The sequence below is a fragment of the Vibrio sp. 10N.222.52.B12 genome, assembly GCF_002875385.1.
Taxonomy (GTDB): Bacteria; Pseudomonadota; Gammaproteobacteria; order Enterobacterales; family Vibrionaceae; genus Vibrio; species Vibrio jasicida.
Genome location: NZ_MDAW01000115.1, coordinates 133,454 through 154,446, shown reverse-complemented (window position 1 = coordinate 154,446; position 20,993 = coordinate 133,454). Strand labels below are relative to the sequence as shown.

Genomic DNA, 20,993 nt, shown 5'->3' with positions numbered 1-20,993 from the left:
GAGATGTTACCCTCCCCAAGCTAGCACATGATTGCGCCTACTGTTTTTAGTTCTTAGTCACTGTCACGATTGGCGCTGCTTTATCTGCTGCGTTGAAGTGGAAGTTGTAGTTTCCTGCTTCTGCAATTGTGATTTTAAGGTTTGCACTGTCGCCACCAACATCCATGGTGACTGCTGCGCCGAGCTCTACATTGCCTTCTCCACCGAAGTTGGTGTCACCCGCCCAATCCGCACTTGCGATTTTCATTTCGTAGCTACCTGCTGCTAGGTCGATGTCTAAAGAGTAAACATCGGCGGCTACGTAGTTGAACTTCGCGCTTGAATCTTCAGCTGGCGTATCCCAAGTAGTGATCGTGCCGCGTAGGAAGAGTGAAGTTTCACCAAACGTTGGTGCGTCTGCCGCTTTCGTTACAGAAACAACCGGTTTGTCAGCTGAATCGCTTTGCTCATGAATTGCATTTAGAACGAAGGTGTATTTGCCTGTTTCAGTAACGGACAATGCACAGTTACCTTCAGTACCCAAGTCTAGAGATCCAGAAGCTTGTTCTGCGTAATCACAGCCAAAGTTTGGTGTACCCCAGCTATCATCAGCAAACTTAAAGCCGTAATCACCAGCTTCAAGTACACCCGTTACCGAGTACATACCGTTGCCAATGAATGACATTTCCCATTCTTCTGATGGATTCCAACCGTTCATGTCACCACGAACATAAACCTTGGTTTCACCGTAAGGAGGAATGCTCGATACGTCTTTGTTATCTGTATCAACAGGCAGACCAGCACCTTGTGCGTTACCTTGAGGTTGTACAAATACCGCTGTTGTAAGTGCCGGAACCGTGAAAGTCTCACCGGAGAAGCTTGCACTCTTAACGGTCATGTCAGCCGAGTTCTTCTGAACGTCATGCAGTTCGAAACCCGTTGCGCCCTCAATTTTGAAAGATTTCTCTTCTGCTGTTGAGTTCACTACCGCGACGATGGCGTCGTAGTTTGTATCTAGGTCTGCTCCAGCTGACGTACCGTCGTCAATAGACATCACAATCAAGCCTTCAACTTGGTCTTTGCCTACGTTGCGGAAATCAACGCGGTTCATGACCTCTTGAGCAGTATCTAAACGGAACAGTTCGCTTGAGCTACGGATAGTTAGTAGTTCTAGGAATTGTTGTTTAGTAAGTTCAATATCAGTCGAGTCTGGTTTTGCTGTGCCATCCGCAACGATGGTTTTGATTAGCTCCCAGTTCGCGCCGTCTTTGTCTTCACGAGGTAGGCCTACGTTCCAGTTGTTGTCGCTACCGTCGAAGTAAACACGGTTGAACCAGTCACCTGAATCGTAAGAGTCACGCTGCATTGATTTAGAGCGTAATAATTCTGAACCCATGTGAATGAACGGAATACCTTGACCAAGCATTACCGTAGATAGAGACACCGTTTGCATACGAGCGCGCTCAGCGGAAGAAGTGCCAGTCGCAATTTTGTAAGCGTTGTTGTCCCAAAGGGTTTGGTTATCGTGCTTAGATACGTAAGAGATGTTCTCAGAAGGCATCTTAGTGTAGCCCGCAGGTGCACCGTTGTAGTCTACGTTCTTACCAAGCTTCGTATCCCCTTTGTAATCGAGTAGAACGAATTCTGCTAGGTTGCCAGCCATGCCTAAACGAACGATATCTTGGTTGTGTAGACGACCGTTTACTGAATCTGCATCTGTCTTTGTTTCTTCGTTCGGGTACCCTGCGTTACCAAAGCCCTGGTTGAAGCGAAGTGGGTGTTTACCTTCAGAGTCCATGCCACCATCGAATGGGCTACCACCACGGACCGCATCACGTAGACGGTCAGAGAAGGTGCCGATTTCTGTGCCAGCCATATTTAGCTGTGTTGCTTGGTCGAAGCGCGCGTTGTTCGCGACTTCACCGAAGTCCCAACCCTCGCCGTAGAACAGCGTATTAGGATCAACTTTACGTACTTGTTCTAGCGCGTACACCATCACGTCTTTTGGTTGGTGGCCCATCAAGTCGAAGCGGAAACCATCGACTTTGTAGTCATCTGCCCACACAAGCAATGAGTCAACCATCAGTTTACCCATCATTAAGTTCTCAGTTGCTGTGTTATCACAACAGGTTGAGTTCTCAACGCCACCTGTGTTGACGTTCAGACGGTGGTAGTACCCTGGGACGATTTTATCGAGAACTGACTTGTCGTTTACGCCAGATGCGTTGGTGTGGTTGTATACCACGTCCATAACCAGCTTCAGATCCATTTTGTGCGTCGCTTGCACCATTTCACGGAATTCAAGGATACGTTTAGAACCGTTTGGATCAGTCGCGTAGCTGCCTTCTGGTACAGTGTAGTGGAATGGGTCGTAACCCCAGTTGAAGCTGTCTAGCATGCGTAGATCGTTCATCAGAGCTTGTGCAGCACCTGTTGCTGGATCGTAGCTATTTAGGACATCTTCAATCACTTTTGCATCGTCTTCGGTTTCACAAACAGAGGCTTCAGGCTTAATGCCACATAGCTTGCCTACCGTATCCGTGATATCAACGCGTTTAGCTTCGTTTTCATCAACGGTTGCGATATCGAATGCAGGAAGAATGTGAAGCGTTGTTAAACCAGCATCTTGCAGAGCTTGAAGGTGAGTAACAGATTCACGCTCAGCTTCCGTCAACGCAAGGTATTTGCCGTTTAACGATTCTGTGCCTTTCGTGTCACTAAAGCTAAAATCACGTAAGTGTGATTCATAAAGGACATGGTCTTCGTCTTTTTCAACCGTTGGGCGATCGTAATCATTCCAGCCTTGTGGTTGCAGGCTAGCACTGTCTAGATCCACAACTTGTGAGTAAAGCGAGTTTTCAGAAAGGCTTAATGAATATGGGTCAGTCACAAGGCGCGTTTCTACCACACCTGTTGTTGGGTGATAAACCTTCACTTCGTAGCGGTAGTATTTATTCAATGCATCGCTTTGCGCTTCAGAAGCCCAGATACCAGTAGTTGGGTTTTCTGTCATCGCAACGGTGGATTCTTCTTTCAAATCGGCATCGTAGATGATCAGGTCAACGTCTTGGGCTGTTGGTGCCCAAAGTTTGAATGTTGCTGCATTGCCTTCAACAATGGCACCAAGTTCCTGACCAATGGCGTTACCTGCGTCTGCATCTGCGAATACCGCATCAAGCACACCTGGCTTTTGGACTTCAGTGGCAGAGATAACATCGCCACTTGCGTTGTATGCCACCATCACGATTTGTGACTTCAGAATAGAGCGTAGCGTATCAGAATCCACATCAATGCCTGCGGCTTGTAAGCTCGCAAGGTGACGGAAACGAGATTTCAGTTCTTCAGACAGGTCTCCTGCTTTCGTCAACTCAACGGCTGTACCGCCAGAAATCTGCTTGTCTTCGTCCATCTTGATGTCGTTGGTTAAGCTGTAGAATAGCTTCATCGAGTCGGCGTTTGCTGCCGCTTCCCAAGCGATAGTGTCGGCATCTAACCAGTGTGCTTTCTGGCCATCAATATCAACAGGACGATCTGCAATTGGCTCATAGTAAAGCTCACTGCTGCCGTGGAAGCCGAATAGACCTTGAGACTCACCCAGTTTGGTTAACTCCACTTTAGAGTTCGCGCTGCCAAAGGCTTTTTCATCGCCTTTGTGCAAGATGAAGTTCATACACTCGTGTGGGTCTGATGCGTCAGGGTTCACTTTAAGTACGTAGTAAGCGCCGTAAGTTTCGCTGATGCCTTCGAACGGAAGCGGTGCTGCCCAATCCGTACCGCCGTCAGCGATCCCCATTGCTTCTAGGTCAGTACTGGTACAGCCTTCGCCATTCCAAAGGTGTAGGCCCCAACCGTCGTAATCACTTGCTGTTGAAGCCGAAGCAACATCGCGTTTGTAATAGATGACAACTTCGTTCTCTCCCGCAGGGTGAAGGCCGGAGCCAGGGTTCGTAGTGTCATCGCTAGAGCTGTCACTGCCACAGCCGCTGATCACTGCTACAGAAAGTAGAGGTAGCACGGTTTTGGCAATCGCTGATAATTTAAATGTTTTATTGTCCACGTTTACAAATCCATTGTTATTGAATTGAGAATAGATTGGGCAAGATGCCGAAAAGGAAATGTTCAACTAAATGCTAATACACTGAACTATCAGCAAAATGTGAGAGCAGGCGGTTAAGTTTTTTACAAGAGAAAATTTTCTATCACACTAGATTTTGTTCACAAATTAAATAATAAAACGAGCGCATAGTGAGATGTTAAGCACAGCCTAAAAATGTAAATTTCTATAGGAGGAGATCGGGGGGATGATAGGGGAGGAGAATGTCTAAGCCCCAAAACTGTGATTAGGTTCTATAAAAGTAAGGATGATATTTTTCTTTAAAAAATAAGTTTAGATGATATTGAATAAATTGCCCTCACAGTAAAATTGTAAACTTCAGATTTTGCCTACATGGTCGTTATATAATAAAGGCGGTGTACAGTGGAATGATTGCTTTCACACCCAAATTAACAATTTTCTAGATTCCCCGAGCTACGGGAAATCCTTATGGGCCCTGACCTAAAAAGAGGCTATTTATGAGTAGTATGGGCATTGCCATTGTGGCAACTGGCCTTTCACTCGTCCTGATATTTGTGTGGATGATCTCGTTGTCGATGCGTAAGCAACGTCTCGAGACCGAGAGGAAAGCTCGTGAAGCGGCATACCGCAAAGCGATGCAGAAGGCGCGAGAGCAAGAGCGTAAAGAACGTGCGTTTAAGGCGGAAACGGGGCATATCCCGACCATTCTTTATTTAGCAAAAGAAGCGGAACGAGAGAACATTAAACAGGCGCTCTATTGGTATGATAAAGCGGCCAAGTTAGATAATGTCACTGGTATGTACGGTGTAGTAAGACTTGCCGAACGTATGCGTGAAGATGTGATCTTAAGAGAGCAGGCAAACTTCTGGCGTACGGCTATTTCGGGCATGGAAGGCGATATCGATGCGAAATTCGCGACCGGAAAGGCGCTTGTGTTTGGGCGTGGTACTGAGAAAAACATTCCTAAAGGACATCAGTTGATTGAAGAAGCTGCCGATGAAGGCTGCATTCCAGCCATGCTGTATATGGGCGAATGGCAGTTGTCACCAGAAAACACATCAGGTCAGCGGGCTGATGCGTTGTTTTGGTTTATGAAAGCTGCAGAGCAAGACAGTGCTGATGGCAAAATCCAAGTAGGTCTATGCTATCTCAATGGCATTGGTACTGAAAAAAGTATGGTCAAAGGCTGTTATTGGTTAGAAAGAGCGGCGGAAAGCGGCAGTGCAGAAGCCATGTTCCATGCAGGTGAAGCGTGGAAAGACACTGGCAAAACAGGTAACGCGATTGCTTACGTTTGGTTGTTCTTGTCTGCGAACATGGGTTATGAGCCTGCGAGAGTTGTACGTGATGAGGTTGCCAGCAACATCGGTGTAGATGTGGTGGTTGGCTTACAATCAATTGCTAAACCGCTACAAAGAAAGTTGGCTTCTGGCGTGGTGAAAAAGCACTCAATCATCAGAGCCTTAAACAAGGTTTACAAGCGTGAGCCGTATTTCCCTGGAGAAGAAGAACTGAACGAGTTGCTTAATGAAGAGCATCATGAAGAAGCAAACGTACCTGATGGGATGCCAGAGTTAAACTTCGAAAGCGAAGTGTCCGCACAACAAGAATTTGCGCCTCCACCAAAACAACCTTCCAAAGAAGTGCTCGATTTTACGCAAAACTTCTTACAGCCACAGAATCTCAACAAGCCTCATTCGTGAGGCTTTTTTATCACTCAAATTCTTCTTTACTCTATCGGTTGCATAATTGTTGGGTGATCTTTATGCAAAGCTTCAACAGAATTCTACCTGTCACCGAGCTGTTGGTATATAAATCGACAAATAGAGGGAAATCCCCCCTTGCTGCAAATACATGAATTAAGCTCCAATCCATTATTATTGATTAGCTCATATCATGGCTATGAAATTACTTTGTTAGCTTAAATTATTTTTAGTTCACTAGAACCATTACTTTAACTAATATTTGCTATTAAGGATTATATTATTAAATCTTAATTTCTATTTTTGTTACTAAGTGAATGCTATTGATCTTTAATTAAATTGAGCGCAAGATACTAAAAATAAAAATAGCGCATACTCTGCGTATAAATACAGTCGGAAGTAACCTGTTATTATCCTTTTCAACATAAAAGAGCAACGTCGTGCTCTTTTTGTTTCTATTAGAGATTTGTGTATGTTGAGAATCATTAGTGCAGATAAGTTCATCTCTTCAAGGTTTATCTTGGAATACAGCAAAGTGGAGTTTGCATCTTTGTTGGGTGTTTCCGTAGCTAAGATAACCAATATAGAGAATGGCAAATCTTCGATTCCCCCGGTGTACGATTACGCCATCAATCATTTGCTCAGTGAGCATCCGTTTAAAGATAGTGCAGTGGACGCCTTGTGCTCCCATGAGACACTTAACTTCGCTCGTCGTGTTGACGTAAACAGTAAGGTTCAGCGTCTTTCTTGTAAGCGCTGTGACAGTCGAAGGTTACACGTTATGGCTGGTATGAGTGGTTTGTATTTTGTCGAATGTATGGACTGCAAGCACACCATGTATTCGTCTGGTAACGCGGTGAAACGGTATCAATTGTGGTCAAATAACGGCGTTAAACTCGATAGCCATTTGTTCGATTAGACTTGAGCTCGAAGAAAGCACCAAAGAAAAAACAATAACGTGAAAAGCCATCAGCAGAAATGTTGATGGCTTTTTGTTATAGTTTATAAATTGTTAAATATAAGCGTATTTATTGTGTTTGTTATTGCTAATAAATCAATCTAGTTAAATATAGAGTGATGAAAATCGCAAAATTTTATTTTCTTTTGATTCCTTTTTTAATAATAACTGGTGAGGTCACATAATTCTTCACCTGAATTCAATTTAAACCAAAATTCAATATCATTGGCTTATCGAAAGGAAAGTGATAAAGATCGCGAAATTTTATTTCGAGAAAATACGAGTTATAAATATGAACGAATAATCACGAAATTTGGTTTTTTAATTTTAAATATTAAATTCATTTGTAATATCTGTCTTATCGTTTTTACAGAACAAATAAGAGATATTTCAATGAAACGTTTAATTATCGGTGTTAGTAATTACATGCCAGAAGACTTCAGTTTATTATCTGAATCTTTGGATGAACAATTTAACCGAACTTTAAAACCGCTAGAGCATGTCGAATTAACTGACGTTGGCGCTGCAATTATTACTTCTTCAGATATTAAGGCTGGTCTGCACAAAATTATTTCTGAGACGGGTTATGGTATCCCGGTCTTCTTAGTAACAGATGAAAATCCGGTCTCCGCCGACGATTATGTCTGGTTAACCGGCGTTATTGATCTAGAAAGACAATCAATTGAATACTACGGTCGTCAAATCAATGAAGCGGTGACCAAGTACGAATGCCGCCTATTACCGCCTTTCTTCAAACAATTGACTCACTATGTGGAAATGGGCAATTCTGCATTCGACTGCCCAGGACACCAAGGCGGTCAGTTCTTCAAAAAACACCCAGCGGGTAAACAGTTCTACGATTTCTTCGGTGAAAACCTATTCCGCAGTGACTTGTGTAACGCGGATGTTGATTTAGGTGACTTGCTGATCCACGAAGGTTCTGCTCACCAAGCCCAAGCGCACGCAGCAAAAGTGTTCAACTCCGACAAAACCTACTTCGTACTCAACGGTACTTCGGCTTCAAACAAAGTGGTTTGTAATGCGTTAGTGACCGAGGGCGACTTGGTGATGTTTGACCGTAACAACCACAAATCAAACCACCACGGTGCGTTAATTCAAGCGGGCGGTACGCCAGTTTATCTAGAAACTGCACGTAACCCTTGGGGCTTTATCGGTGGTATGGATGAGCACTGTTTTGATGAAGAATACATTCGTGCTCAAATTGCGAAAGTATCACCAGAGCGTGCGCGTGATGAACGTCCATTCCGTCTTGCGATCATTCAGTTAGGTACTTATGACGGTACGATCTACAACGCGCGTTACGTGATGGATAAGATTGGTCATCTTTGTGACTACATCCTATTTGACTCTGCATGGGTAGGCTACGAGCAGTTCATTCCTATGATGAAAGACTGTTCTCCATTGCTACTGGATCTGAAACCAGAAGATGCGGGTGTGATAGTGACTCAGTCTGTTCACAAGCAACAGGCTGGCTTCTCTCAAACCTCGCAAATCCATAAAAAAGACCACCATATTAAAGGTCAGGCTCGCTACTGTAACCACAAACGCTTCAACAACGCGTTTATGATGCATGCGTCAACCTCACCATTCTACGCGCTGTTCTCTGCTCTAGATGTGAACGCGAAGATCCACGATGGTGAAGCAGGTCTACGTCTATGGCGAGATGCAGTTAAGACAGGTATCGAAGCACGTAAAGAAATCCTGAAAAGTTGTGAGTTGATCCGTCCATTCATTCCGGATGAAGTTGAAGGCCAGCCATGGGGCAGCTACGACACCGATCTTATCGCAACCAATAAGAAGTTCTTCATGTTCGAGCCAAATGCAAGCTGGCATAAATTCGAAGGCTACGGTGAAGGTCAGTACTTCGTTGACCCTTGTAAATTGCTACTAACCACAGCTGGTATTGCAGAAGATGGTAGCTACGCAGACTTTGGTATTCCTGCAACGTTATTGGCTAACTTCCTACGCGAAAACGGCATCATCCCTGAGAAGTGTGATTTGAACTCTATCTTGTTCCTGCTTACTCCAGCAGAAGATATGGGCAAGATCCGTCATCTTGTGGCGCAAATCAACCGCTTCGAGAAGTTCATTCGTGATGATGCACCGCTAAACATCGTGCTGCCTCGCGTTTATGAAGCAAACAAAGAACGCTACCGCGGCTACACCATCCGTCAGCTATGTCAGGAAATGCATGACATGTACAAAGAGCTGAACGTGAAACAGCTACAAAAAGCGATGTTCCGTAGCGAATACTTCCCAACCATGGTGCACAAACCAGATGTGGCAACACGCAAATACTTCCGTGGAGAGTGTGATTACTTACCACTTAAAGAAGCGGTAGGCCGTGTCGCAGCAGAAGGCGCGCTTCCTTACCCTCCTGGCATCATATGTGTGATCACTGGTGAGGTTTGGACACAGCACGTTGTCGACTATTTCTTGTCTCTAGAAGAAGGCATCAACCGATTCCCAGGCTTTGCACCAGAGATCCAAGGTGTGTACCTAGAAGACGTCAATGGCCGCACCACCGCCCATTGTTACGCCCTAAAAGATTAATCTACCCGTTCGCACCGTGCGTGAAAACCGCGGTGCGAACCGTTTATTCGTGGAGAATAATTTATGAGTACTGAAACCAAAAAAATGTCGGTGGTGCAACTTACCATTCTGACGTTCATTAACATGGCTGGTTCGGGCATCATCATGTTGCCAAGTAAGCTAGCGCAAGTAGGCACCATTTCGATTTTGTCTTGGTTGATTACGGCTGCTGGCTCTTTGGCTCTCGCGTATGTGTTCGCAAAATGTGGTCGTTTTAGCAAACGTGACGGTGGTATGAACGGTTATGCGTCGTACGCGTTTGGTAAATCGGGTGCGTTTATGGCGGGTTGGACCTACGGCTTATCATTGTTGATTGCCAATATCGCAATCGCCATTACCTGTGTCGGTTACGGCTCAGCGTTTTTTGAAGTGACCTTGTCGCCAGTAGAAACCTGTCTGTACACCATCGCTATCCTTTGGATTTGTACCTTCGCTAACTTTGGTGGTGCGAAGATCACAGGTCAAATCGGCTCGTTTACGGTTTGGGGCGTTATTCTTCCTGTCTGTTCTTTGGGCATTGTTGGTTGGTTCTACTTCAGCCCAACCATGTACATCGAAGCGTGGAACCCACACCACCTACCATTTGGTGAAGCGGTAAGTGCGTCGATCGCGATGACACTTTGGGCATTCCTAGGCCTTGAATCGGCTTGTGCAAACTCAGAAGCGGTAGAAAACCCAGAGAAGAACGTTCCAATCGCAGTATTGGGCGGTACGCTGATCGCGGCAGTGGTTTACATTGTTTCAACCAACATCTGTTCTGGCATTGTGGCGAACTCTGAGCTTGCTGCATCTACGGCGCCATTCTCAACGGTATGGACAGTAATGCTAGGTTCTACGGCAGGTAAAGTGGTTGCGGGCATGGCAGTGCTAGCTTGCGCGGGTTCACTACTTGGTTGGCAGTTCACCATCGCGTCGGTATTTAAATCGTCTTCAGATGCGGGCTTCTTCCCGAAACTGTTCTCAGAAGTTGATAAACGCGGTACGCCAATCAAAGGTATGCTTGCTATTACAGTCATTCAATCCGTCTTGTCGCTTATGACGATCTCTCCGACGTTGAACGAGCAGTTTGAAGCATTGGTTAACCTTGCGGTTGTGACTAACGTTATTCCTTACATTCTATGTATGGGGGCGATTTTCATCATGCAAAAAGTGGCGCATGTACCTGACCGAGAAATGAAAACCACCAACATCATCGCTTTGGTTGGCTCTCTCTACAGCTTCTACGCGTTGTATGGTTCTGGCTATGAAGCCATGATGTGGGGCTCTATCGTTACCTTCCTAGGTTGGAGCGCTTATGGTCTGATTGCTTCTAAGCATGAACCGCTAGTGAACTAAGTTTTTTCAATCGAGCCTTCCCATACGCGGTGTGGAGGGCTCTTTTGTTTTTATTCATTTGGCAGATTAAGGACACAAAAGAAAGTTACTCGCCACTCGTAACGTGAAAACTCATTTTCGACAATTGGGGGACGAAAGATGATTAGCCAACCTGTTAAGATCGGTGACGATACCGTCGTAGTCATTCCAAGCGTGATCCTGAGCGAGCTCGGGATAAGGGAAGGGGACACCCTCGAAATTGCGCTCAATAAAGACAAAATGGAAATTAAGAAAATGGTACTGAAAACCAGCTCTCCAACCGATTCCAGCGAAGAAGGCTAGAATTGAGTTAGAGAATCTTGGTTTGTCGGATACACTACTGGTTTCGCAAATCTGGCGCTCGCCGCTGTCTTTGAACTATTGATAACAACAAGAAGAGGTCTGGTACTATGCAAGGTATCCTCTCTATACAATCTCATGTTTCTTTTGGTCACGCTGGTAACAGCAGTGCCGTTTTCCCAATGCAACGCATGGGTTTCGAAGTGTGGCCTATTCACACGGTTCAATTTTCTAACCACACCCAGTATCAAGAAGGCTGGACGGGTCGTGCGTTTTCGGCTGATGACATCAGCGAATTAGTTCGTGGTCTTGGCAACATTGGCGCGCTAGAGAAGTGCCAAGCGGTTCTGACTGGTTACCAAGGCAGTGCTGAGCAATGTCTGGCAGTAGAAGATACCGTCACTAAAGTTAAACAAGCGAATCCAGAAGCGCTTTACGTATGTGACCCAGTGATGGGCGCGCCAGACAAAGGCTGTATTGTTGCGCCGGGTATCGCAGAAAACTTGTTGAATCGTCTAATGCCAATGGCGGATGTGATCGTGCCTAACCAGTTCGAGCTAAGCCAATTTGCAGAGATGGAAATTCACACGTTGGATGACGCGATTAACGCTTGTCAGCGTGCGCTAGCAAAAGGCCCTAAAGTGGTGTTGGTGAAGCACCTTTACTGCTTGTCAGATGACAGCTTCAATATGCTGCTTGCGACACCAGAAGGCACTTACCTAGCGAAGCGTCCTCATTTTGAATTTGCCAAAGCACCGGTAGGCGCTGGCGATTTGATCTCGGCGATCTTCACTGCTGGCCTATTGAAAGGTTGGACGCCAAAACAAGCGTTCCAACACTGTCACGATGCTTGCTATGGCGTACTTAACGCGACTTACCAAGCGGGTGAATGGGAACTTCAAACCATTGCAGCGCAACAAGAGTTTGTAGAGCCAAGTGCGCACTTCCCATTGGAAGAAGTAACACTCAGCCAAGCGTAAATTCAGGCTGTAAGCAGTAAAAAGGGAGCATTGAGCTCCCTTTTTGATTTCTATAGCCTGTTCTACACAACCACAACGTTAAGTCTGCCCTAACAGCGAGAGGTATCAACCTTAAAGCTGTGTCCATCAGCGCCTTTTCCATCCAAGCGGTAATACGCATAGCATTTGCCTACCATGAGCGCTTCTGGTGATTCGTCATTGCCATACCCAACCATGGAGTATTGATTGTTCTCGATGAAGACTAAATCTGTCTGTTTCATCTCATCGGTGATGGTTAAGTTATCGAAGAAGCTGACCTGCTCACCGCACTCACTTTGGGTTTCTGGGTAGCCATTGTAAAACTCTTGATACCCAGCAGCGGTTAAGACGCATTGGTCTGCCCCGTGGTCTTGCTTAAAGGCTTTCGCATTCTGATTGAGAATAGAAACGTGATACTGCATGTCGGCAAAGATCACTTGGATGGCGGCTGTTCGGGCATCAGAAGTTCGTTGGTTGGAGTGATAAACGGCATACGCGGTTAAGCCTCCGAGCACGACAGCCGTTAGCAGCCACTCTTTTGACGAGAATCCAGACAACAATCTCATTGGTTTTTACCCTAAATACAATTCAACCATACGCATAACAGGGCGGGATTCTACGCATTGATTTTCGAAAATTTAAGGGCAAATGATGTGTTTCAGAAAATCCTGACAAAAACTTGAAGTATGATCAAAGTATGAAGAGAGGAGCATATTGCTCCTCTTGCATTTAGAGTTAATTTGGTGTCTGCATTGGAATAAGGTTAGGCGATACAATCAGTTGAGCTTCCGTCGCCGCTTGTACCTCTTCAACGGAAAGCTCTGGCGCGAGTTCGGTCAGCATCATGCCTTTATCGGTGATCTCGAATACACCCATCTCGGTAACAATCAAATCCACCTGACCCACTGCAGTCAGCGGTAAAGTGCAATGTTTGAGTAGTTTCGGATTGCCTTTCACCGAGTGTTCCATGGCGACAATCACTTTCTTTGCGCCGACCACAAGATCCATCGCGCCGCCCATTCCCGGGACCATTTTGCCCGGAATGATCCAGTTGGCAAGATTGCCACGTTCATCGACTTGCAGCGCACCAAGTACGGTTGAATCCACGTGGCCACCGCGAATGATGGCAAAAGAGTCGGCGCTGTTAAAGTAACATGATCCTGCGATTGCTGTGATGTTCTGTCCGCCGGCATTGACCAGATCAGGGTCGATTTCTTCCTCAGATGCCAGTTTATCAATGCCAATTAAGCCATTTTCCGCTTGCAGTAATAGCTCGACGTCTTTGTCTACTTCATTGGCAACCAGCGTTGGTAGACCTATTCCTAGGTTAACGATGTCGCCATCTTGCATCTCTTGAGCAACGCGCCATGCAATGCGGCGGCGAACGACTTCTTTATCTAATTGTGCAGTCATTAGTTGTCCTCCACTAAGATGTAATCGACGTACAAACTTGGGGTATGCACGGCTTCGGGTTCAATGTCGCCCAATTCCACAATCTGCTCTGGTTCCACCACCACGGTTTCTGCCGCAGTTGCCATTAAAGGGTTAAAGTTTTGAGTGGTTTTGCTGTAAAAAACGTTGCCTCGACGGTCAACTTTTGAACCACGAATCAGCGCTAAGTCGGCCTTCAGTGGCATTTCTAAGAGATATTGTTTGCCATCAACTTCAATTACGCGTTTGTTCTCTGCGACGATGGTGCCAAGTCCTGTTGGTGTTAGTACGCCACCCAAACCAGCGCCTGCACTGCGAATGCGCTCTGCCAATGAACCTTGAGGAACCAGTTCCACTTCAAGTGTGCCTTCGTTCATCTGCTTGCCAGTCTCGGGGTTGGTGCCGATGTGTGAGGCATACAGTTTCTTCACCCGTTTTTCCGCAATAAGTCGACTAGAGCCACGACCCGGTGAGCCTGTGTCGGTACTGATTAAGGTAATGTCTTTGATGTCTTTTTTGATCAGCAAGTCAATCAAACGCTCTGGGGCTCCCGTCGCCATAAAGCCACCAATCATGATGGTCATGCCGTCGTGTAGTAGGTCTTCAATTTGCTCTGTAGTGGCTGCTTTTTTCATGTTTTTCGTGTCCATGAGAGGCTCCTTCTAGCAACGTTTTAAAATCAACGCCGTGCCCATGCCGCCGCCGATGCAAAGTGATGCCAAACCGTAATCGCGGCGAGTGCGTTGCAGTTGATAAACCAAGGTGGTCACAATGCGGTTACCGGATGCGCCGATTGGGTGACCAAGTGCAATGGCGCCGCCACTTAAGTTACTGCGTTCTAGCAGCCATGCTTCATCGATATTGTGTTGCTCGGTAAGGGATCGAACTACGCCAAGTGCTTGCGCTGCAAAGGCTTCGTTAAGCTCAAAAACGTCGATATCTTCAATCGCCATTTCGGCTTTGGCTAAGGTATTGGCAATTGCAGACACCGGACCTAGGCCCATCACTTCTGGAGCGATAGCACCTTGTCCATATTCGACGAGTTCTGCCAGTGGCTTAAGGTTATGGCGTTTCACTGCGCTTTCGGAAGCGAGCAAAATTGCTGATGCACCATCGTTAATACCGGATGCATTGCCTGCGGTAACGCTGCCTTCTTTATCGAATGCGGGGCGCAGCGCTTGTAAGCCTTCAAAAGTGCTGTCGTCCTTCGGATATTCGTCGTTCTTCACTTCGAATTGGCGTTTGCGATCCACAATGGTAATTGGCGAAATTTCCGCTTCAAAATGACCATTTTCTATCGCGCTGACGGCTTTACGTTGGCTTTGTAAGGCAAAGGCATCTTGGTCTTCTCGGCTGATTTGGAATTGCTTGGCGATGCTTTCTGCCGTAACCCCCATGTGGTAGTTGTGGAAGGCATCCGTCAAACCGTCTTTGATGATGCTGTCTTCTTGGAGTTGATGACCCATGCGGTAGCCGCGACGAATCTGGCCAGAAGAGACATAAGGTGCGTTAGACATGCTCTCCATACCGCAAGTAAGCACTAACTCAGCATCGCCCGCCCTAATGTGGCTTGCACCGTCCATGATGACTTTCATGCCACTGCCACAAATCATATTGAGGGTGTAAGCGGGAACGGATTCTGGAATGCCTGCCTTCATTGCGGCTTGGCGACCCGGACCCATGCCTGCGCCTCCAGTCAGTACATTGCCCACAATCACTTCATCGATTTGTTCTGGTGCAATATCCACTTGCTCCAAGGCTGCCTTGATGGCATGAGCGCCTAATTCCACACCGGACAATGACGCTAACGAGCCATTAAAGCTGCCAATTGGGGTGCGCTTTGCCGCCACAATAAAGATTCGTTCCATACCGCTGTCTACTCCGTAATCGTTCTGTCACAACCAGTGTAGGGAGTGCGATGTGCTCGCGATATAGCCAGGAATTCAAAGCCGCTTTGCGAAAATGCAAAGTACAAACGAGGCGCAAATCACGAACTTTTACCCCCACCAATCTTAAGGTGAAAGGAAATCAACTTAGGAGAAAAACACATGCTTGATCGTATTGCTTGCGCCCCATGCTGCTGGGGAGTGGAAGAGGCATCTCATGCGACCAACCCAAGCTGGGGAAAGGTATTAATGGATGCGAGTGACAGTGGCTTTCGTGGTATCGAGTTGGGGCCAGATGGCTTTTTCCCAGAAGATCCTGAACTGCTGAAAAGTGCGTTTCGCGTACGTGGATTGCAGGTGTGTGCAGGCAAGGTACAAGTGCCATTTTGCGATTCTGCAAACATGCCTGCCATTTTGGAAGAAGTCGACACCGTTTGTCAGCGTTTAGATTCATTAGGTGTAAAGAACTTGCTGATGATGGAAGGCATTCATGCAGAGCGTTATGGCTATATAGGACAAAGCGTCACTGCACCGCGTTTGAAAATGGAAAGTAAACGAACCATGATTGCCAACCTCGAACGCATCATTAGCGTGGCTAGCCAATATGGTTTGCGCTGTTTGCTTCATCCGGGCATCGGCGGTTACATCAGTTATAAAGACGAGATCGATTTTGTCATGAGCCAGATCCCAGCGAACAAGCTCGGACTTTGCATTGATATCGGGCATGCATTTTTAGATGGGATGGATCCGCTGGGGCTTATCCGTCAGTACGGAACGCGCATCGAGCACATTCATGTCAAAGATGTCTCGACGGACAAATTGAGGTTAGCTATCCGCGATAAGTTGGAGTGGGTCGATGCGTACAGTAAAGGGCTGATTACGCCACTAGGGGATGGCGATATAAAGTTGCAACAAGTGATGAGTGCACTTAAAGCAGTCGACTATCAAGGTTGGATAGTGGTCGAGCATGAACACGGTACGGCAGACGTGAGTCAGGTTTCGCGTGATTTAAAACGCAGTCGCAATTATCTCGCTCAGATTGTGGCGTAGTTCGATATTCGATTCTAAAAAGGTGACGATGATGCTCAGCGATCCTTGGTTCTATCTTTTGGCGATTCCTGCGGTGTTAATCTATGGCATTGGTAAAGGTGGGCTCGGTGGGGCGCTGGGCATTTTGGCTGTTCCTATGATGGCGCTGGTGGTGCCGCCAACACAAGCCGCAGCGATTTTATTGCCCATTCTGTTGGTGATGGATGCCTTTGCGGTGCGTCATCATTATCGAAATGCCGATGTTCGAGTGCTTAAAACCATGCTGCCTGGGGCTTTGCTTGGCGTGGTATTAGCGGGCTTATTTCTGAGTATCACCCCAGAGTCGGGGTTGAAGATCACCGTTGGCATGCTGTCTTTGCTGTTCTGTTTTCAGTATTGGCTAAGTGGTGACTCACCCTCTCAATCAGGGAAATTAGGTGCTTGGATTTGGAGTACTCTGAGCGGCTTTTCCAGTACTGCAATTCATGCTGGTGGCGGTCCAGCGAGTATTTATTTACTGCCATTGAAACTGCCTAAAATCACCCTGATAGCGACTATGGCGGTATTATTCGGCATAGTGAATGTAGCGAAACTCGTGCCTTACATTTGGCTTGGTGAGTTTGATTCGACCAACTTGATGACTGCGCTAGTGTTGATTCCACTCGCGCCTGTTGGCGTTAAGATGGGCGTGTATCTTCTGCATCGCGTAAGTCAGGAAAGAATCTATCAGCTCTGTTACTTGTTCTTGTTTCTTTCAGGCGCCAAGCTGACTTTCGATGGCGTCAGCACTTTATTGTTTTAAATCCAATCCGCCCTAACAAGGCTTTTCCAATAAGAACTCTTTGAACTTTATCGCTACGGGAGAGGCGGTTTTTGGGGAATGGTAGTACAGATTCAAACTCCAAATACTGGTCTCATACTCTTCCAATAGCGGTACTAACTCGCCTTTATCTACTGCTTCTGTTGTGACAAATTGCGGTAAGTAAGCGACGCCTGCCCCCTTTAAGGTGCCACTGAGCAACAGGTCACTGTCATTCACTTCAATTGTTTTTGGCACTTTCAGCACCATGTTTTCCATTCCTTGGCGGAAGATCCAATCATTGCTGCCTGTCAGTGTGGTTGCAATCAAGCAAGCGTGGTCTCGTAGTGCTTCTGGATGCCTAGGCAAGCCATGCTTTTCTAGATATTGCGGCGAAGCCACGACGATAAACGGGCACTGCATCAGCTCGCGTTTCACCAGTAATAAATCTTTTTCACGGTAGCCTTGGAAGCTAGCGTTAGCGCTGATCATCAGGTCACAAGTACTGGCATGATCCAATGCCCAAGGAGTGACGTTGATGTTAAAGGTCACCTTTGGGTTGAGCTTAGAATACTCGGCGATTTTGTCCATCAGGTAGTGATTGGCATACACGGGCGTGCACGCAATATTGATATGACCTTTTTCGCTGTCTTGGAAGTCTTCTAATTTGCGGCTGATACGCTCGGCGCTGTCAACAAGAGGAGAGAACTCTTCATATAAGGTTTGGCCTGCTTGAGTGGCTTCCAATAATCGGTTCGAGCGGCGGCATAGGGTAGTGCCGAAGTGTTGTTCCAACTCTTGCAGCCAACGGCTTCCGGCGGAGACCGAAATATTGAATTTACGCGCTGCGGAGGAGATAGACCCAGAGCGGATCACATACACAAAGAACGCCATTTTATCGAGCATGAGGTTTGCCTCCAAAAGCAAAAGGGAACAAGTGCTAACACCTGTTCCCTTTGTAAAACATTAAGTTATCTTATGCACGTGCTTCAGTCGCAGTTCCAGATACTTTTTTACCCAGTTTTTTCGCCATCGCTTCTTCCATTTTCTCCAAGCTGACGCCTTTGGTTTCAGGCACATACTTGACGACCACGAACATACAAATGAGCGACAACACACCGAATAACCAGAAGGCAAAGGCACCGTTGAAGTTCTCTTGTAGGTAGGCGTTTTCATTGAGCATTGGGAATGACTGCGTCACGATAAAGCCAGTAAACCATTGTGCACCGACCGCGATAGCCATGGCACGAGAGCGGATACTGTTCGGGAAGATTTCTGAAATCATAGTCCAACATGCGCAGCCCCAAGAGGTCGCGTAAGACACCACGTACAGACAAAGTGCGAATAGCGCCGCGTAACCTTCCGTTTGCTGGTAAAGCACGTAGCCAACGATGAACATACCGAACGCACAGCCAAAGGTGCCGTACTTCATCAGTGGCAAGCGGCCGACTTTATCGATCAGGTACATACCCAAAGCGTTACCACCAATAAATACGATACCCACGAACGTGGTTTGGAATAGCGCGTTTTCAGTAGAGCCTGTGATTGGTTTTAAGATCTCCGGAGTGTAGTACATGATCACGTTGATACCGGTTAGCTGCTGAGCTGCCGCGACAAACGTACCGATAACCAAGATTGCGAACAATAATGGCGAACGCAGGCTGACCTTGTTCTTCTTCGCACCATGACTTTCTACTAACGACTCTTGGATCTCTTTGATCAAGCGGTCCGCGTGTTTCGGGTTAGAAATTCGAGAGAGAGTATCTTTTGCTTCGGCGACTTTGCCTTTTAGTACCAGCCAACGTGGTGACTCTGGAATGAGGAACAGCAACATGGCGAAAAGCGCGGCTGGAATCACTTCTGACCCGAGCATCCAACGCCAACCGAGATCGACGAGCCAAGCCTCGGACATGCCTTTTGCAATTAAATAGTTAACGTAGAACACGCCAGTCTGACCGATAACCGCGGATTGCTGGAACATGCTCACCGCACGCCCACGGAAGTCTTTTGGCGCGACTTCCGACATGTACATTGGTGATACCACACAAGCCAGACCTACCGCGACACCGCCTACGATACGGAGCATGACATAGAACGAGAAGGTTTGTGCGAGGGCAGAACCGATGGCTGAAATGATAAAGAGGATAGCGGCGATAAAGAGTGTGTTGCGTCGACCGTATTTAAGGGCTGCCCAACCTGCGCTTACTGCGCCAATAATACTTCCTAGTACAACGCTGGATACGGCCCAACCGGTTTGTGCTGCTGACAATCCGAAATATTCACGGATTGGTCCAATTGCCCCAGAGATAACAGCAGTGTCGTAACCTAATAAGATGCCTCCGAGTGCAGCGATACAACAAATCCTAATGATGTAGGCGAGGTTGTGCTTTCGAGCTTCGGCCTTGGATGTAGCTTCCATTGTTTTTTCCTTTATTAGATCCCCAATCCTTCCCTTAACCATCGAATAAGAGCCAGTTGGGTAGCGGCCAATACTCCGCTTTGTAGGGTACGAGTATTGGATATCTATATTGCCGACTTGTTGTGTTTATTAGATATATGAAAATTATTTTTCATTTGTCGGTTGGTTTAATCATATTTACTCTTTTGTTATTCGACTAGGTGTCTGTTCGTTTTTTATCCTAAAGTGTTATCCAAATCAAATAATGAAAAACATTTTTCATTTGATGTGCTTTATTTAACTTTATGATTTTAAATGATAAATTATAAACGAGATCCAGATCATACTCGCTTGAAAGGCACGTGGCTATTAGCTTTTTTCATGATTTAACAATTTGATGACATCGATTACTTTGATTGAAAAATATTTTTCAATTTGTCTTTTTTTCGCTAATGTAATTTCCAGTGAAACGAAATTGGTGAAAGAAAAGCATCGATAAAAACACGCTTTTACTTCACGACATTTATTAAATAACGCAAACATTGTCGGAGAATAAAAATGAGCAACGTGCAATATGGAATTAGCCCACTGACTTGGACCAACGATGATATGCCTGAATTAGGCGGCGATATCCCATTGGAAACGTGTCTAAGTGAAATGGCAGAAGCTGGTTTCACTGGTACAGAGCTAGGTACTAAGTACCCACGTGAGCCAGAAGTTCTAATCCCTCTACTAGAAAAACATGGCCTAGTGCTCGCTTCTGGCTGGTACAGCGGCAACCTAATGAAGCTGACTGCGGAAGAAGAAATCGCAGCGATGCAAGAGCACATCAAATTGCTTAAGGCTGCTGGCTGTAAAGCAATGGTGTTCGGTGAAGTGAGCAACACGGTTCACGGTGACATCAACACGCCACTTTCTCAACGCGTGATCCTTACTATGGATGAGTGGAAAACCTACTGCGCGAAACTCACTCAAGTTGCGGAATATCTTCTAAACGAGCACGACATCAAGCTGTCTTTCCACCATCACGTCGGCACCATCTGTGAAACGGAAGATGACATCAACATGATGATGGAATTCACCGGCGAAGCGGTTTACCTGACTCTAGATACGGGTCACATCACTTACGGTGGTGGTAACCCAGTGACCATGATCAAACGTTGGGGTCACCGTATTGGTCACATGCACTTTAAAGACCTTCGCCTAGAAGTAATGAAAGCCGCGCGTGATGCAGACAAATCATTCTTAAACGCAGTACTTGATGGCGTATTCACTGTTCCTGGTACAGGTGACGTGGATTACGACGACGTATTCGCAGCACTAAAAGAGCGCAACTACCAAGGCTGGTTGCTGGTTGAAGCAGAGCAAGACCCAGCGAAAGCGCACCCATTGACGTACGCGAAAACTGCTTACGAGAACATCACAGGCTACGCGAAGAAATACGGCCTATAAGAGCACAAGCAAGGAAGGG

16 protein-coding genes are annotated in these 20,993 nt (G+C 46.4%); 9 read left to right on the top strand and 7 right to left on the bottom strand.

The features are described 5' to 3' along the window. Positions 1–46: 46 nt before the first annotated feature. Positions 47–4,036 carry a pullulanase-type alpha-1,6-glucosidase gene (gene pulA / locus BCT11_RS11665; protein WP_102388374.1) on the bottom strand — a complete coding sequence of 1,330 codons (3,990 nt, stop codon included), beginning with the start codon at positions 4,034–4,036 and terminating at the stop codon, positions 47–49. 515 nt (positions 4,037–4,551) lie between these two features. Between pulA and BCT11_RS11660 the strand changes: the two genes are divergently transcribed. The 6 genes from BCT11_RS11660 (at position 4,552) to pdxY (ending at position 11,961) form a co-directional block, all read left to right on the top strand. Continuing rightward, a complete protein-coding gene (locus BCT11_RS11660) occupies positions 4,552–5,757 on the top strand; it encodes an SEL1-like repeat protein (protein WP_039974057.1) in 1,206 nt (401 codons plus the stop codon). A gap of 472 nt (positions 5,758–6,229) precedes the next feature. Further along, positions 6,230–6,676, top strand: a complete 447-nt coding sequence (locus tag BCT11_RS11655) for a helix-turn-helix transcriptional regulator (protein WP_038868929.1) — start codon at positions 6,230–6,232, stop codon at positions 6,674–6,676. Between the two features lie 432 nt (positions 6,677–7,108). Beyond that, positions 7,109–9,289 (top strand): ornithine decarboxylase SpeF, encoded by a 2,181-nt coding sequence (gene speF / locus BCT11_RS11650; RefSeq protein WP_038868931.1) that lies wholly within the window; start codon positions 7,109–7,111, stop codon positions 9,287–9,289. 63 nt (positions 9,290–9,352) lie between these two features. Next, the gene (gene potE, locus BCT11_RS11645; RefSeq protein WP_038868932.1) at positions 9,353–10,663 is read left to right on the top strand and encodes a putrescine-ornithine antiporter; all 1,311 of its coding nucleotides are present in this window, start codon (positions 9,353–9,355) and stop codon (positions 10,661–10,663) included. Between the two features lie 138 nt (positions 10,664–10,801). After that, entirely contained in the window at positions 10,802–10,984 is a 183-nt protein-coding gene (locus BCT11_RS11640) for an AbrB/MazE/SpoVT family DNA-binding domain-containing protein (protein WP_038868933.1), read from the top strand. A gap of 107 nt (positions 10,985–11,091) precedes the next feature. Continuing rightward, a complete protein-coding gene (gene pdxY, locus BCT11_RS11635; RefSeq protein WP_005429237.1) occupies positions 11,092–11,961 on the top strand; it encodes a pyridoxal kinase PdxY in 870 nt (289 codons plus the stop codon). Positions 11,962–12,050: 89 nt separating this feature from the next. On the opposite strand, the gene BCT11_RS11630 is transcribed toward pdxY, so the two are convergent. The 4 genes from BCT11_RS11630 to BCT11_RS11615 form a co-directional block, all read right to left on the bottom strand. Then, positions 12,051–12,545, bottom strand: coding sequence for a hypothetical protein (locus BCT11_RS11630; RefSeq protein WP_038881275.1), 495 nt, complete (start codon positions 12,543–12,545; stop codon positions 12,051–12,053). A 169-nt stretch (positions 12,546–12,714) separates the two neighbouring features. Continuing rightward, positions 12,715–13,392: a 3-oxoacid CoA-transferase subunit B gene (locus BCT11_RS11625; protein WP_039974066.1), complete on the bottom strand. Its 678-nt coding sequence runs from the start codon at positions 13,390–13,392 to the stop codon at positions 12,715–12,717. Beyond that, positions 13,392–14,045, bottom strand: coding sequence for a CoA transferase subunit A (locus tag BCT11_RS11620; RefSeq protein WP_033005678.1), 654 nt, complete (start codon positions 14,043–14,045; stop codon positions 13,392–13,394). The genes BCT11_RS11625 and BCT11_RS11620 overlap by 1 nt, the downstream gene beginning before the upstream one ends. Positions 14,046–14,072: 27 nt before the next feature. Next, a complete protein-coding gene (locus BCT11_RS11615; protein WP_042604792.1) occupies positions 14,073–15,278 on the bottom strand; it encodes an acetyl-CoA C-acetyltransferase in 1,206 nt (401 codons plus the stop codon). Between the two features lie 180 nt (positions 15,279–15,458). Here BCT11_RS11615 and BCT11_RS11610 point away from each other — a divergent pair, with 180 nt between their 5' ends. Together BCT11_RS11610 and BCT11_RS11605 are read left to right on the top strand one after the other, a co-directional pair. Beyond that, positions 15,459–16,346 (top strand): TIM barrel protein, encoded by an 888-nt coding sequence (locus BCT11_RS11610; protein ID WP_042604791.1) that lies wholly within the window; start codon positions 15,459–15,461, stop codon positions 16,344–16,346. Positions 16,347–16,377: 31 nt separating this feature from the next. Further along, positions 16,378–17,127, top strand: a complete 750-nt coding sequence (locus tag BCT11_RS11605; RefSeq protein WP_042604790.1) for a sulfite exporter TauE/SafE family protein — start codon at positions 16,378–16,380, stop codon at positions 17,125–17,127. Between the two features lie 12 nt (positions 17,128–17,139). Here BCT11_RS11605 and BCT11_RS11600 read toward each other — a convergent pair whose 3' ends face one another. Both BCT11_RS11600 and BCT11_RS11595 read right to left on the bottom strand, forming a co-directional pair. Next, complete coding sequence (locus tag BCT11_RS11600; RefSeq protein ID WP_042604789.1) at positions 17,140–18,030, bottom strand: LysR family transcriptional regulator; 891 nt, start codon at positions 18,028–18,030, stop codon at positions 17,140–17,142. 70 nt (positions 18,031–18,100) lie between these two features. Beyond that, positions 18,101–19,543, bottom strand: coding sequence for a sugar porter family MFS transporter (locus BCT11_RS11595; protein WP_038881291.1), 1,443 nt, complete (start codon positions 19,541–19,543; stop codon positions 18,101–18,103). 537 nt (positions 19,544–20,080) lie between these two features. Here BCT11_RS11595 and iolE point away from each other — a divergent pair. After that, positions 20,081–20,974, top strand: coding sequence for a myo-inosose-2 dehydratase (gene iolE / locus BCT11_RS11590; RefSeq protein ID WP_042600558.1), 894 nt, complete (start codon positions 20,081–20,083; stop codon positions 20,972–20,974). Positions 20,975–20,993 lie beyond the last annotated feature (19 nt).

Bases quoted from the DNA above. Each gene is read 5' to 3' on its own strand.
- BCT11_RS11660 (WP_039974057.1), top strand. From the start codon at position 4,552: ATGAGTAGTATGGGCATTGCCATTGTGGCAACTGGCCTTTCACTCGTC.
- BCT11_RS11655 (WP_038868929.1), top strand. From the start codon at position 6,230: ATGTTGAGAATCATTAGTGCAGATAAGTTCATCTCTTCAAGGTTTATC.
- speF (WP_038868931.1), top strand. From the start codon at position 7,109: ATGAAACGTTTAATTATCGGTGTTAGTAATTACATGCCAGAAGACTTC.
- potE (WP_038868932.1), top strand. From the start codon at position 9,353: ATGAGTACTGAAACCAAAAAAATGTCGGTGGTGCAACTTACCATTCTG.
- BCT11_RS11640 (WP_038868933.1), top strand. From the start codon at position 10,802: ATGATTAGCCAACCTGTTAAGATCGGTGACGATACCGTCGTAGTCATT.
- pdxY (WP_005429237.1), top strand. From the start codon at position 11,092: ATGCAAGGTATCCTCTCTATACAATCTCATGTTTCTTTTGGTCACGCT.
- BCT11_RS11630 (WP_038881275.1), bottom strand. From the start codon at position 12,545: ATGAGATTGTTGTCTGGATTCTCGTCAAAAGAGTGGCTGCTAACGGCT.
- BCT11_RS11625 (WP_039974066.1), bottom strand. From the start codon at position 13,392: ATGACTGCACAATTAGATAAAGAAGTCGTTCGCCGCCGCATTGCATGG.
- BCT11_RS11620 (WP_033005678.1), bottom strand. From the start codon at position 14,045: ATGAAAAAAGCAGCCACTACAGAGCAAATTGAAGACCTACTACACGAC.
- BCT11_RS11615 (WP_042604792.1), bottom strand. From the start codon at position 15,278: ATGGAACGAATCTTTATTGTGGCGGCAAAGCGCACCCCAATTGGCAGC.
- BCT11_RS11610 (WP_042604791.1), top strand. From the start codon at position 15,459: ATGCTTGATCGTATTGCTTGCGCCCCATGCTGCTGGGGAGTGGAAGAG.
- BCT11_RS11605 (WP_042604790.1), top strand. From the start codon at position 16,378: ATGCTCAGCGATCCTTGGTTCTATCTTTTGGCGATTCCTGCGGTGTTA.
- BCT11_RS11600 (WP_042604789.1), bottom strand. From the start codon at position 18,030: ATGCTCGATAAAATGGCGTTCTTTGTGTATGTGATCCGCTCTGGGTCT.
- BCT11_RS11595 (WP_038881291.1), bottom strand. From the start codon at position 19,543: ATGGAAGCTACATCCAAGGCCGAAGCTCGAAAGCACAACCTCGCCTAC.
- iolE (WP_042600558.1), top strand. From the start codon at position 20,081: ATGAGCAACGTGCAATATGGAATTAGCCCACTGACTTGGACCAACGAT.